At 52.3% G+C, this 14,132-nt stretch carries 11 protein-coding genes; 6 read left to right on the forward strand and 5 right to left on the reverse strand.

Annotated elements, in window-relative coordinates; genetic code table 11:
• Positions 1-351: integrase core domain-containing protein (locus FE839_RS01220; RefSeq protein ID WP_138358334.1), on the forward strand; the 351-nt coding region annotated here is incomplete at its 5' end.
• Between the two features lie 39 nt (positions 352-390).
• On the opposite strand, the gene FE839_RS01225 is transcribed toward FE839_RS01220, so the two are convergent.
• The 3 genes from FE839_RS01225 to eat form a co-directional block, all read right to left on the reverse strand.
• Entirely contained in the window at positions 391-606 is a 216-nt protein-coding gene (locus tag FE839_RS01225) for a hypothetical protein (RefSeq protein ID WP_138358336.1), read from the reverse strand.
• A 944-nt stretch (positions 607-1,550) separates the two neighbouring features.
• Positions 1,551-2,891, reverse strand: a complete 1,341-nt coding sequence (locus FE839_RS01235) for an aspartate aminotransferase family protein (protein WP_138358338.1) — start codon at positions 2,889-2,891, stop codon at positions 1,551-1,553.
• A gap of 33 nt (positions 2,892-2,924) precedes the next feature.
• The gene (eat, locus tag FE839_RS01240) at positions 2,925-4,289 is read right to left on the reverse strand and encodes an ethanolamine permease (protein ID WP_138358340.1); all 1,365 of its coding nucleotides are present in this window, start codon (positions 4,287-4,289) and stop codon (positions 2,925-2,927) included.
• A 244-nt stretch (positions 4,290-4,533) separates the two neighbouring features.
• Here eat and FE839_RS01245 point away from each other — a divergent pair, with 244 nt between their 5' ends.
• The 3 genes from FE839_RS01245 (at position 4,534) to FE839_RS01255 (ending at position 9,711) form a co-directional block, all read left to right on the forward strand.
• Positions 4,534-5,538, forward strand: a complete 1,005-nt coding sequence (locus FE839_RS01245) for a phosphotransferase enzyme family protein (RefSeq protein WP_138358342.1) — start codon at positions 4,534-4,536, stop codon at positions 5,536-5,538.
• A 140-nt stretch (positions 5,539-5,678) separates the two neighbouring features.
• The gene (gene qhpR, locus FE839_RS01250; protein ID WP_138358344.1) at positions 5,679-6,731 is read left to right on the forward strand and encodes an AraC-like transcriptional regulator QhpR; all 1,053 of its coding nucleotides are present in this window, start codon (positions 5,679-5,681) and stop codon (positions 6,729-6,731) included.
• Positions 6,732-7,446: 715 nt separating this feature from the next.
• A complete protein-coding gene (locus FE839_RS01255) occupies positions 7,447-9,711 on the forward strand; it encodes a TonB-dependent siderophore receptor (RefSeq protein WP_138358346.1) in 2,265 nt (754 codons plus the stop codon).
• An 899-nt stretch (positions 9,712-10,610) separates the two neighbouring features.
• Here the strand turns inward: FE839_RS01255 and FE839_RS01260 are convergent.
• On the reverse strand, positions 10,611-10,892 hold the full coding sequence (locus FE839_RS01260) for a YjcB family protein (RefSeq protein WP_138358348.1): 282 nt from the start codon (positions 10,890-10,892) through the stop codon (positions 10,611-10,613).
• A gap of 310 nt (positions 10,893-11,202) precedes the next feature.
• Positions 11,203-11,532, reverse strand: coding sequence for a superoxide response transcriptional regulator SoxS (gene soxS, locus FE839_RS01265; RefSeq protein WP_138358350.1), 330 nt, complete (start codon positions 11,530-11,532; stop codon positions 11,203-11,205).
• Positions 11,533-11,617: 85 nt separating this feature from the next.
• On the opposite strand from soxS, the gene soxR reads away from it, so the two are divergent.
• Both soxR and FE839_RS01280 read left to right on the forward strand, forming a co-directional pair.
• A complete protein-coding gene (gene soxR, locus FE839_RS01270; protein ID WP_138358352.1) occupies positions 11,618-12,100 on the forward strand; it encodes a redox-sensitive transcriptional activator SoxR in 483 nt (160 codons plus the stop codon).
• Positions 12,101-12,743: 643 nt separating this feature from the next.
• Positions 12,744-14,093, forward strand: coding sequence for an NCS2 family permease (locus FE839_RS01280; RefSeq protein WP_138358354.1), 1,350 nt, complete (start codon positions 12,744-12,746; stop codon positions 14,091-14,093).
• Positions 14,094-14,132: the final 39 nt, after the last annotated feature.

Consider the following 14,132-nt stretch of genomic DNA (forward strand, 5'->3'; position numbering starts at 1 on the left):
ATACTGACCGACAGAGGCACTGAGTTCTGCGGCAAAGTGGAGCAGCATGATTACCAGCTTTATCTGGCGATAAATGACATTGAGCATACGAAAACGAAGGCAATGTCACCGCAGACCAACGGCATCTGCGAGCGGTTCCATAAAACGATACTGAACGAGTTTTATCAGGTGACGTTCCGCAAAAAGTTATATGGCGATCTTGAAGCATTACAATCGGATCTTGATGAATGGCTGGCTCACTATAATAATGAGCGAACCCATCAGGGGAAAATGTGTTGCGGCCGGACGCCAATAGAAACGTTACTTGATGGAAAACGCATCTGGGCTGAGAAAAATTTAAGCCAGATGTAATCTGACAGATACCTGTATAAATAACCGGTAACTGTCAGATCAGGTCTGAGCTAATACAGCTGATGCAACAAGCTGCTTCAGTCTCTGTAGGCTATCGATTGTGCAGTTATCAATGTGGCAGCCTGCATCAGTCCCGATACGTTCAAGTAACTCGATTAAATGGATATGGATTAGCTGTTTTGAAGCTGTTTCCTGAGCAGAATCAACGAGATTTTGAGGTTGCTCTGCAATAATATCTTCCAGTGTTCTGCCCATTTTTGCTCCTTTGGAGTTGAGTCGCAAAACTTTCACATGTGAAAGTTTTTCCTAGATCTTTATGTTTGGATAGTTTAACCCACTCATAAGTGAATCATCATACTTCTCATCCTATCCTTTGCTTAGGAAAACTTGTCTTTTGCACCTTAAAAGGGCAATTACAGAGTTTTATCCTTTTTGGTCCCTGTCATACTCTTTACTCACTGTCAGCTCTCGCTGGCTATAGCGGTAGCTGGCCCTAAACAGCAATACCTTACCCTCGGGAGGCTATCTCTCAAGGTACTCCTCCATAATCACAGGAGATAATTATGGCCCACTCGATATTCCAAGATCCAGTTGGCGTTTTGTTGATTAGGTGCTGTCGCCGAAAGTGTCAAGATGCTATCTTTACGCTTAGCGGCGAACACTCCATAGTTCTTGCTCAAATCGTTGACAATATTTGAGTTTAACTTAACAAAGTTGGCTTTTTTTACAATAAAAGGCAATACTTTTAATAGCTTGAATGGCTTTTGGCATAACTTTATGTGAACTGCCATTCTGAGTTTGAAGTTTTTATATGTAAACAAAGCGTTAACTCATTTTTTTGAGTTAACGCTAGGCTGCTGAAGCGCCGGTTGCAAGCCTGACTTATCCTTACCCAGTAATGGATTTGAGCCTCGGAAGAGGGAGGGGGAGTGTAGCATGTCAGGAAAAGGCTGGTTGCGGGGAAATAACCTGCTTTGGGCCAGCCATTGCAGGTTTCATCGGGTTAAGCCTGATTGGTTGAATCATTGTTCATCGTGGGTTTCCGGATATCTATGGCTCAAGGTTATTCTGGAGCCTTACCAATATTTATACCCGCCATACTCCAGGTTGCAGGCGCGCCGTCTTCTGAGCGACGCGTCTCATCCATGAGACTCGTTCTTTCGGAAACGGCACAATCTGGTTCTATCACCCCCGGCAGATCAGGAGCCTAATCTGGTCAGGCAACGGTCAAGCGCGCTCACCAGCCAGTCGATATCTTCGGCCTGGAAGCATAGCGGCGGGCGTAATTTAAGGACATTACCGTAAGGTCCGGCCACGGACGTCAGGACAAACTCTTCGCGCAGCGCTTCAATAAGATTAAGCGCCAGGGCCTTATTCGGCTGTTTACTTTCCCTGTCGGTGACCAGTTCGAAGCCAATAAATAGCCCGGCGCCGCGTACATCGCCGACGCATTCGTGCTTATCCTGCAAAGTGCGCAGCGCCGCCAGCAGTTGCTCGCCGATATGCAGGCTATGGGCCTGGAGCTCTTCCTGCTGGATAACGCTCAATACCGCCTGGGCCGCAGCCATAGCAACGGGGTTGCCGCCAAAGGTGTTAAAATAGGGAAGCGCGTCGCTGAAAGCCGCCAGCACTTCTCCTTTAGCCATCAGCCCTGAGACCGGGATGCCGTTGCCCATCGGTTTGCCGGTGGTCACGACATCAGGCACCACATCGTGGCGGGCAAATCCCCAGAATGCCTCGCCGGTACGGGCAAAACCGGGCTGTACTTCATCGGCGATAAAAATCCCGCCGTTTTTATGGACCACATCGATCGCCTGTTTCAGAAAACCGCGTGGGCCAGGTAAAACGCCGTCAGAAGAGAAAATGGAGTCAGCCAGGAAACCGGCGAATTTAATGCCGTGAGCCGCCATATCATCAATCTGCTTCTGAATTTCCGCTGCAAACCAGGCGCCTGGATCGGCGGTCTGGTTACGGTAAAAATCCGGTGGGGCCACCAGGCGCGTTTCAGGCGCCAGGGGCTGGCCGCTGCCCAGAGCAGGCGATACGCCAGAGGTTAACGCGCTGGTTCCGTGGTAGGCCTCGCGGGAGACAATAATGCCGGTGCCGCCGCTCCAGGCGCGGGCAATGCGAATCGCCAGGTCATTGGCCTCAGAGCCAGTACACATATACATCGCCCGATTAATTTCGCCGGGAAGCGTGGCGAGGAGTGACTCGCTGTAATCAAGAATATGTTCATGCAGATAGCGGGTATGGGTATTTAACTGCATCATCTGCTGGTGAACCGCTTCAATTACCGCCGGATGACAGTGGCCGATACTGGCAACATTGTTGTAAACATCCAGATATTTATTCCCCTGCTTATCCCACAAATACTGTCCCTGCCCGCGCACCAGATGAACTGGATTACGGTAAAACAGGCGGTAGGACTCGCCGAGGATCTTGCTGCGTTTATCGGTTAACTGGCGGATCTCCGGAGCCAGGCTGTCGGCATGTTCAGCGCGAAAGCTATTGGTGTCCATGATGGTTGATCGTACGGTCATAATCACTCCTTTTATTCAGGCTCTGAGGCAGACTTATTCGTTGGTCGCCGTGACCGGAGAGCTGGCAAGCGCGTTTCTCCGGGCGTGTGTTGTCAGAAAATAGAGGTAACCGGCTACCATAAAGGCCAGGAATAACGCGCCAATCTGCGGGTTAAACCACAGCATGGCAGCCAGGCAAACGACAGCGCAGAACAGGGCGATAGCGGGGATGAACGGGTAACCCGGCGCCTTGTAGCTGCGGAGTAACGTGGGTTCACTACGGCGCAGCTTAAACAGACTCAGCATGCTCATGATGTACATCACGATAGCGCCAAAAACGGCCATGGTGATCATCGCGGCGGTCAGGCTCATGCCCTGCAGGCTGATACCATCCGAGAAGATAGCGGCGATACCGATTACGCCGCCGACAAGTATGGCCCGGTGCGGGGTCTGAAAGCGCGACAGTTTAGACAATGCCGGGGGCAGATAACCGGCGCGGGCAAGAGCATAGAACTGGCGGGAATAGCCCATAATAATGCCGTGGAAGCTGGCGATCAGGCCAAACAATCCGATCCAGACCAGCATGTGCATCCAGCGGGAATCGTTGCCGACCAGCATTTTCATCGCCTGAGGAAGCGGATCGTTAATATCAGAGAGAGTACGCCAGTCTCCGGCCCCACCAGCCAGCACCATTACGCCTACCGCGAGGACAACCAGCGTGATGATGCCGCCGATATAGGCTCTGGGGATTGTCCGGCGCGGGTCTTTGGCCTCTTCTGCCGCCATTGCCGCCCCCTCGATAGCGAGAAAAAACCAGATGGCGAAAGGGATAGCCGCAAAAATACCGGACACGGATGCCGCAGAGAAACTATCGCTGCCCGCCCAGCCGTGGGCGACAAAGTTAGCCAGACTGAAACCAGGTGCGACAACGCCCATAAAGACAAGTAATTCGATTACCGCCAGCAATGTGACCAGCAGTTCGAAGGTCGCGGCGATACTGACCCCGACAATATTCAGCCCCATAAAGATGAGATACGCGCAGACGGCGATCAGTTTTGGGTTAAGTTCCGGGAACTGGACATTAAGGTAAGCGCCAATCGCCATGGCAATGGCGGGCGGGGCGAAAACAAATTCAATCAACGTCGCGATACCGGCAATCAGGCCGCCGGTATCGCCAAATGCACGGCGACTATATGCGAATGGCCCACCGGCTTGCGGGATCGCGGTGGTCAGTTCGGTAAAACTAAAAATAAAGCAGGTATACATCAGGGCAATAAATAATGTGGTAACCAGAAAGCCCAGAGTGCCTGCCACTCCCCAGCCATAACTCCAGCCGAAATACTCTCCGGAAATCACCAGTCCGACAGCAATTCCCCACAATTGCAGGGCTCCGAGAGTAGGTTTAAGTTTGTTTTTCATCACTGCATTCCCCGTCTGTGCCATAGAAGAAATGTGACGCCGTTAACGCTGGCACATTGATAATGGCCCGCTAAACGGGGAAAAACTTGACCGTAAAAAACAGATGACTGCAGGCTAATGTCAACTCCAGGTGTGAACAGGGGGAAATGCAGGCTGCGGTCAACTTTCTCTGTCGCGTCGTCAAGCCAGTCAAAAAGGTTCAGCGCCATTCTGAAGTCACCTTCAGAGATAAATGGAGCAGGACATGAGCGCGAAACAGTACGACACCCTGAGTAACGAAATGATCCTCCGGTTGGCCCATCAGGCGCTGGCTAACTATCCGCAATACGCTGATGCCACGGTTCGGTTACTGTGCCGATCGGAAAATGCCACCCTGCAGGTGACGCATTCCGGTAACCGGTTCGCGCTGCGTATTCATCGCGGTGATTATCATGATCGTCAGGATATTGAAAGTGAACTGCTGTGGCTCGACGCCCTGCGCGATGCCGGTATTGCGGTGCCGGAAGCGATCGCGGATGACCGGGGCGAACGGATTCAGCGGTTGCCCCTGGCCGACGGAAGCCAACGCTATGGCGTATTATTTCACTGGATTGACGGGGAAATGCCGACAACCCAGGTCGATCCAACGGCCTTCCGTCAACTGGGACATATTACCGCGCGGTTGCATCAGCACAGCCGTAGCTGGCAAAAGCCCGCGAGTTTTCGCCGTATTATCTGGGATCACCAAACCATGGTGTCGGCGGCCAGTCACTGGGGAGACTGGCGGGATGCCCCCGGCCTCGATCCACGGGAACATCCTCTGGTAGAGGAGACGATCCGGCATGTCGGTCAGCAGATGACGGAATTTGGTCAGTCGCCGGCGCACTATGGCCTGATTCACGCGGATCTGCGATTAACCAATCTGCTGTTACATCATGGGGAGACTCGCGTAATTGATTTTGATGATTGCGGTATGGGCTGGTATCTGCATGATTTAGCGGCGGCCATCAGCTTTGTTGAGCATCATGCCAGCGCTCCCCAGTGGATCGAAAACTGGCTAAGTGGCTATGAGCAGGTCGCGCATATCAGCGATCGGGAACTGGCTGTCATCCCGGCAATGTTGATCCAGCGGCGTATTCAGCTTACCGCATGGGTCGCTTCACATCGGGAAACGGAAATGGCGCGCAGCCTGGGGGATGCCTGGACCAGCCATACCGTGCGTTTGTGTCAACGTTACCTGGCCGGCACAGCGTTACCCGTCGGCGTATGAGCGCACACTCCTGGCGCATTCTATGGCCGCGATGGTGCAAATAATCCGAAGGTATTTTAATAAATTGATGATTATAAATAAGATTATGGTTGGTATATTTTTTGCTGGAGAGCTGTCCATGTGTAGCCTCCAGTGGAATAATGACCATGATGCAATCAGATAGTGTGTTATCTGCGCTCTCCGGAGCGGTGGGTATGCACCGCGGCGTATTATCTGCGGCCGCGACGGGGCTCAGTGATTTCATCGGTTCCCAGGGAGGGGATGCTGACCGAATTTTCGGGATTAGCGGCATCAATCCAGAGAGTCTGTCTTGTCCGACCCTGAGCCTGGATCTGGTCAGTTATTGCCGGGTAATGGAGGAGGCGGCGCATCTGGCCGGTCGTGATAATTTCGGCCTTTATTACGGCCAGCAGTTCCGGCCGCAGTCATTGGGGCTTATCGGTTATATCGGCCTGTGCTCCGCCACCCTTGAGCAGGCGCTGCGCAACCTGGTCAGCGCCTTTCCGTTTCACCAGCACAACACGCTGATTCAACTGACCGAACGTCATGACAGCTGGCAACTGGACTATCAGGTCCGCCATGGGGCGATCCTCTCCCGGCGTCAGGACGCAGAGCTTACGCTGGGCATGTTTCTGAACCTTATCCGCCATGCGGCAGGCAAGCACTGGGCGCCCAGAGAAGTGCATTTTGAACACCCTCGTCCTGAACAGTGGCACGAGCACTGTAAGGTATTTGATGCCCCCGTTTATTTTGATCAGCCGTTTAATTCCATGATCATTAATAAAGCGGATGTCTCACGCAAAATGCCCGATCACGACCCGATGCTGCTGCTGGTTATGCAGGATGCGATTCGACGCCTGAGCGCGGTGCCGGTTAACCAGAGCTGCGTTGACCAGACCCGAACCGGCATTCAGCTGCAGCTGGTTAATGGCGAACCGTCGCTGGAGGCTGTTGCTGAAAAGCAGGGGCTTTCCGCCTGGTCTTTGCAGCGGCGCCTGCGTGAGGAAAACACCAGCTTTAGCGCGCAAGTTGATCATGTGCGTAAAGAGATGGCGACTCACTACCTGAAACAGCAGCATTTGTCGGTATCGGAAATGGCGTTGCTACTGGGGTATTCTGAGGTAAGCGCTTTTTCACGGGCGTTTCGTCGCTGGTTTGGTTATAGCCCCCGCCACTACCGTAAGTCGCGTTAATATCGGGATATGAGTTAATTCTCATTAATATGGCGCAGACGGCTATGATAGCCTGTCGTTTCACGCTGCCGGATGCGCCATGTATTTTCATATCACATCCGCTGACCTTCAGATTCAGTTTTCTGTTATTCAGGAAGAAATATTTCATCGACTGCCGCCCTCCCGCAACGCGAATTATGTAGAGTATAAGCTGCTGTATATCTGCGTGATACGCTATTTTTTTATAAAAAACACTGAGGCATATTCAAGTCATCATGCTATGTCGCCATAAACAATTGTGGAGACAATATGTGTTAATTATGTTTTTTTAATGTGGATGTAATTCATTTATTTAAAATTTACATCAATAAAAGTAGCGCTAACCATATCTATCTTTATGTTTTTATTTCATTATTTAATTAAACTCTAAAATGAATAATTATCGACTTGATAATAAAACTCATTTCTAATAACGTTATGTGGCACAATAATCCTATTGGTGCTGTTCGGATAACGCTATCAAAGAATAGCGTGGCCCGTTTATATCTTCATTTTGCCAGGGTGATATATCCCTATTTTTGGTGATTAATTGCTTATTGCTATCCCGGTATTTTAGCGGGAGGGCTTTGCTATGCCAAAAGCAGAGATGATGCCCTGTGCATGGAAGTCATTACTGTTTATCGGACAGATAAAACAGGCGGCCCCGACAGCAATAAAAGAAAACAGGGCATATTCCATGAAACATTATTCACTGGCGGTTCTGATCCATATGGCTATCTGGGGAGTGACATTATCAGCGCAAGCCGCTGATGGCAGCACTTCAGAGGAAACAAAGAAATCCGAGACCGCGACCACAACCGCTGAGACAAATCACGACGAAACGATGGTGGTGACCGCGGCGACACAGAATCTGCAGGCCCCCGGCGTTTCCACGATTACGGCCGATGAAATCCGTAAGCATCCACCCGCTCGCGATGTCTCCGAACTGATTCGTACACAACCGGGCGTTAACCTTACAGGCAACTCCACCAGCGGCCAACGCGGCAATAACCGCCAGGTTGATATTCGCGGTATGGGGCCGGAGAACACGCTGATTCTGGTTGATGGTAAGCCAGTGACCAGTCGTAACTCCGTGCGCTATGGCTGGCGCGGCGACAGGGATACACGCGGCGACACCAGTTGGGTACCCGCGGAAATGATCGACCATATCGACGTCATTCGCGGTCCTGCGGCGGCCCGCTACGGCAACGGGGCGATGGGCGGGGTAGTCAATATCATCACGAAACCGGCCACCGGCGAGTGGCATGGTTCCTGGAATACCTATCTGAACGCTCCTCAGCACCGTAAAGAGGGCGCGACCAAGCGTACTAACTTTAGCCTCAATGGTCCGCTCTCGGATCAGGTCAGCTTTAATTTATGGGGAAATCTGAGCAAAACTCAGGCCGATGCCCAGGATATTAACTCTGGTCATGAAGCGGCACGAACCGGTAGCTACGCAGGCTCTTATCCGGCGGGGCGCGAAGGGGTCGTGAATAAAGATATCCACGGCAAGCTGCGCTGGGAATTTGCGCCGATGCAGGCGCTGGAATTTGAAACCGGCTACAGCCGTCAGGGCAACCTGTATGCGGGCGACACGCAAAACACCAACACCAGCGCACTGGTGAAAAGTATGTATGGTAAAGAGACCAATCGTCTCTATCGTCAGACTTACGGGATTACGTGGACCGGCGGCTGGGACAACGGTGTGACCAGCAACACATTCGCTCAGTATGAACGTACCCGTAACTCACGCATGAACGAGGGGCTGGCCGGGGGATCGGAGGGAATTTTCTCCAGCAGCAAATTCTCGGATATCGATCTGTCGGACGTCCTGTTGCACAGTGAAGTGAACATTCCGTTTACTCTCGGCGTTGAGCAGAATCTGACGCTGGGTACCGAGTGGAACCAGCAACGGATGAAAGACGGCGTATCAACGACCCAGTCTCTCTCTTATGGTTCCATTGACGGTGTATCGGCTACCGGACGCAGTCCCTATTCCAGCGCCGAGATTTTCTCGCTATTTACCGAAGATAATATCGCGCTGACTGACAGCACCATGTTGACGCCGGCGTTACGCTTTGACCACCATACCCTTGTCGGCAATAACTGGAGTCCATCCCTGAACCTCTCCCAGGAACTGTCGGAGAGTTGGACGCTGAAGCTGGGGATTGCCCGCGCCTATAAAGCGCCGAACCTTTACCAGCTCAACCCGAACTATATTCTGTACAGCAATGGCCAGGGGTGCTATGCCAGCAACTCTGCCTGTTACCTGATGGGTAATAAAGATCTGAAAGCGGAAACCAGCGTCAATAAAGAAATTGGTCTTGAGTTCAAGCGTAACGGCTATCAGGCTGGCGTGACATACTTCCGTAACGATTACCGCAATAAGATTGAATCCGGCTATTCGGCAGTGGGCACGGCCAGCAACGGCACCACCAATATTTATCAGTGGGAAAACGTACCGAAGGCGCTGGTTGAAGGGCTGGAAGGCACGTTAAATCTGCCGGTAAGCGAAACGGTTAACTGGAGCAATAACCTGACGTGGATGCTGCAGAGTAAGAACAAGACCACCGGCGATCGCCTGTCGATAATCCCGCAGTTCACGCTCAACTCGACCGTCAGTTGGCAGGTGCGCGACGATCTCTCATTGCAGAGCACCTTCACCTGGTATGGCCGCCAGAAACCGAAGCGCTTTAACTATAAAGGTGAGGCGGTATCCGGCAGTGAGCTGAACGAAGTGAGTCCGTATAGCATTGTCGGGCTGAGCGCGACCTGGGATGTGAACAAAAATCTGAGCCTGACCAGCGGGGTGGATAACCTGTTCGACATTCGCCACTACCGTGCCGGTAATGCGCAGACCACGGGGAACTCGACGACCGGCGCTTATCTGTATGGCGCGGGCGCGGAAACCTATAATGAATCAGGCCGGACGTTTTATGTCAGCGTGAATACGCATTTCTGATAATCATTTAACGACAGGCCGGGATCTTTATTTATCCCGGCTTTTTATTGCCCGCTAAAAACCGCGCTCTGTGCAATGCTGGTCAGTTAAGGGCTGTCAGTTGTGTTTATGGCTGGCTGAGCGGTTCTGTCAATCGGTGGTTCTGGCGAACATGACGCATTTTTCGTTTTCACCCATTTTGGCTTAGTGGCCAGTTCTGGATGTGCGCCTGCGTTCTCGCCAGGCTTTCCTGATGCGCCCAACCCCCTCTGCGGTGAACCCGCACTCAGTCAGCGGCTACCCGGGTGCTGAATGTCATGAAAAAAACAGGCGATATGTTTTTTAAGATTTTGGTCCCCTTTCCCCGGAGGTAAACAACGGTAGGTGATGTTTTTACTTTTAGCATCAGCGAAATATGTCACGGATATAAATTATGACAAAATCTTCACTGACTCTACGCAATTCATTCAACTTAGCAGCTTACACTGGTTCCTGTTAATCGAATCCGCTTGATCCCGGAAACGATTAATAATGGCATCCTGCCATTTCCATTCTTAAAGTTGTCCCCTTTCCCCCTCCCAATTCCCAACCGTAGCGATACGGAGGAGGGGGAATCCTTGCCAGCGTACGCTCAGACTTTTACGGAACTTTTATGCTGGTTATTCATAAGGCTATGCGCCAGGAGATGTTGTCTAAGTTGGGGAGATAGCGTGAAAAAAGCGTGCCTGATGTCTGGCTTAACCGGGTTTTGTTAGCGCCAGGCGGAGAGAGTTAATGATGGTTTTGACGACATCTAGTCAGCGGTATGTTCCGTTGACGATAGGTGGTGTGGACAGGCGTGATATCCGCTGCCTGTGAACGACCAGGGGGATGTTTCGATCGTCCCCCGGCATTGCTTCCTTGTGGGACGCTTTTTTCGATCAGGTCATGACCATTGGCCATTCCGGCGGGGTCTGGCTCATGACGTCAATCATCACGTCCTTAATATTACCCCAGATTTTTGCTGCATCCAGTAGCGTAATGCCCAACAGACCAGTGGCAAACCAGCATGCTGCGGCCAGGCCCATACAGCTACAAATCACCGCTAAACCGGCATAATCGCTTTTACGTAGCTGAATGTTTAATGAGCTGGCCAGGAACATCAACACAGCGCTCACGAGTGGCCAGCGCAGAAGTACAACACTGGTAGTAATGGAAGCCATCAACCTATCCTCAACGAAATTTGGGCACCTTTGACAACCTGATGAGACTGACGATGACGTGGTACTCTGGCTATCTACAGGCAACTAAGACAGTAATGAAACAGTGTTCTTGTTTCATTAACTAATGTGAACTATATCACATTAGCTCTTTTATTCACCAGTCAAAAGATGTGCTTTTTTTGCGCTCATTAACCCTATTTTTTATGGCTAATGATAAAGAGATGATGCTTTCTACGACAGGCTGTCGTGGCAGGCATTTATCCAGAGGCTGAGCAACGATCGGGTCAGCCTCTGGCCTGATAAGGTGTTATCAGGCGGAAATGTGGTGGCGATAGTCGGTGGGCGTACGGTCGAATTCGCGGCGGAACACGCGTGAAAAGGTTTGTTGCGATACGTAGCCGAGATCCATCGCAATATCAAAAATAGGGCGCTGGGTGGTTCTCAGTGCTTCCGCGGCGAGCAACAGGCGGCGCTGGCGAATGTAATCCCCCAGAGTTTGATGCATGACGGCGCGGAACATCCGCTGGAGATACCATTTTGAGTATCCCGATTTTCTGGCGACTACATCAATGTTAAGCGGTTGATCGATATGTTCATCAATCCATTCAATTAGCGTTTGGATAATATCCTGATGGGACATAAAGCGGCCTCTCTCAATTCTCGATTCGTCGTTTTGTCTGCGGGCGAGTATAATTCCTCAAGTTAACTTGAGGTAAAGCGCTTTTATGGAAAAAAAATCACCCCGTATCAAAATGCTGCTGACCCCTGGTGAAGTGGCGAAACGCACCGGTGTGGCCGTCTCCACGCTGCATTTTTATGAAAGCAAAGGGCTGATCCACAGCCAGCGCAACGCCGGCAATCAGCGTCGCTACCGGCGCGATGTCCTGCGGGCGGTGGCGATAATTAAAATTGCGCAACGTATTGGTATTCCGCTGGCGACTATCGGCGAGGCATTTGGCGTGCTGCCGGAAGGGCATAAGCTCAGCGCCAAAGAGTGGAAGATGCTGTCATCCCAGTGGCGGGAGGAACTGGATCGGCGCATTCATACTCTGACCGCGCTACGCGATCAGCTGGATGGCTGCATCGGCTGCGGCTGCCTGTCACGCCGCGACTGTCCGTTACGCAACCCCGGCGATAAGCTTGGCGCAGAGGGCACCGGCGCGCGGCTGCTGCTGGAGGAGGACTCAGAAATAAAAGGGTTCAGTTAATCGGTGGTTCTGGCGAAAGTCAGAAGTTACCCGTTCGCTTACCATCCTGATTCAGACTGAAAGATTTTATTTTTATGGCCTTCAGCATCCAGATCGCCGCAGAGGGAGGCGCATCAGGAAACCTGGCGAGCACGCAGGTGCGTATCCAGAACTGGCCACCTGGCCGTTCACTCGCAGCGGATATGGCTGAGTACCCGTCGGCCTGCGAACGGTATCGTTGCGTTAACCCCTGCCGCAAAGCTTCTGAGGAACGATCCATCACTAAAGCCGATGACCGGGAAAAATTGCTATCAGCCCAATACAAAAATGTTACCGGATTGCGCATGGACGATAACGTTTGCGCATCGGCTGGTTATTTCCTGAACGTCATAAGTGAAATTTAGCGAAATTCGACAAACTTCGGTTGAAAAGGCGTATCTAAAGGCCGGATAATCGTTTGCCTTTTTATTTTGCTCATCATTTTCCCTGATGACAGGGGGAGAGCAAGGTCATTCTTCATCGTATTGTATGCGCGGAGTTAAACGTTTGCTTTTCGCCGCCTCTGGCGCTGCGAGGTTAAGCACAAGGAGATCGCGTTTAACTGGCAGTGGACGGTTCGCCACGCATCCAGACGAACGATAAAAATTCTCAGGGGACGTTTTCTATGTCTACGCCTTCAGCGCGTACCGGCGGTTCATTAGACGCCTGGTTTAAAATTTCTGCTCGCGGCAGCTCCGTGCGTCAGGAGATCCTTGCCGGTCTTACCACCTTTCTGGCGATGGTGTACTCAGTCATTGTGGTGCCGGGGATGCTTGGCAAAGCGGGTTTTCCACCCGCTGCCGTCTTTGTCTCCACCTGTCTGGTGGCGGGGGTTGGCTCGCTGGTGATGGGATTGTGGGCGAATCTGCCGATGGCGATTGGCTGCGCCATCTCGCTCACCGCCTTTACCGCGTTTAGTCTGGTTCTTGGTCAGCAGATCAGTATTCCGGTGGCGCTGGGGGCGGTCTTCCTGATGGGGGTACTGTTTACCGTGATTTCCGCTACCGGCATTCGTAGCTGGATCCTGCGCAACTTGCCGCAGGGCGTTGCGCACGGCACCGGGATTGGTATCGGTCTGTTCCTGCTGCTGATCGCCGCCAACGGCGTGGGTCTGGTTATCAAAAATCCGCTGGATGGTCTGCCGGTGGCGCTGGGTAATTTTGACAGTTTCCCGGTAATTATGTCGCTGATCGGACTGGCGGTGATTATCGGGCTCGAAAAACTGAAAGTGCCGGGCGGCATCCTGTTGACGATTATCGGCGTGTCGATTATCGGCCTGATCTTCGATCCTCATGTTCATTTCTCCGGTATTTTCGCCATGCCGTCGCTGAGCGACGACAAAGGCAACTCGCTGATCGGCAGCCTGGATATCATGGGCGCGCTGCACCCGGTCGTGCTGCCAAGCGTGCTGGCGCTGGTGATGACCGCGGTGTTTGACGCCACAGGGACCATTCGTGCGGTAGCCGGTCAGGCGAACCTGCTGGATAAAGACGGACAGATTATCAACGGCGGCAAAGCGCTGACCACTGACTCCCTGAGCAGCGTCTTCTCCGGCCTGGTGGGCGCGGCTCCGGCGGCGGTGTATATTGAATCCGCGGCTGGTACGGCGGCTGGCGGGAAAACCGGTCTGACTGCGGTGACCGTCGGCGTGCTGTTCCTGCTGATCCTGTTCCTCTCTCCGCTCTCTTATCTGGTCCCGGCGTATGCGACCGCTCCGGCGCTGATGTACGTCGGCCTGCTGATGCTGAGCAACGTGGCGAAAATCGATTTTAACGATTTTGTGGACGCGATGGCGGGGCTGATTACGGCGGTCTTTATCGTACTGACGTGTAATATTGTGACCGGCATCATGATTGGCTTCGCGGCGCTGGTCATTGGTCGTCTGGTGTCCGGCGAGTGGCGTAAGCTGAATCTGGGTACGGTGATTATCGCTGCGGCGTTGGTTATCTTCTATGCCGGTGGCTGGGCGATTTAACTTTTTGTTTAACGATGGGCGGCGTTAGTGCTGCCCGTT

The sequence above is a fragment of the Klebsiella indica genome, from assembly GCF_005860775.1.
In the GTDB taxonomy this organism is placed as follows: domain Bacteria; phylum Pseudomonadota; class Gammaproteobacteria; order Enterobacterales; family Enterobacteriaceae; genus Klebsiella; species Klebsiella indica.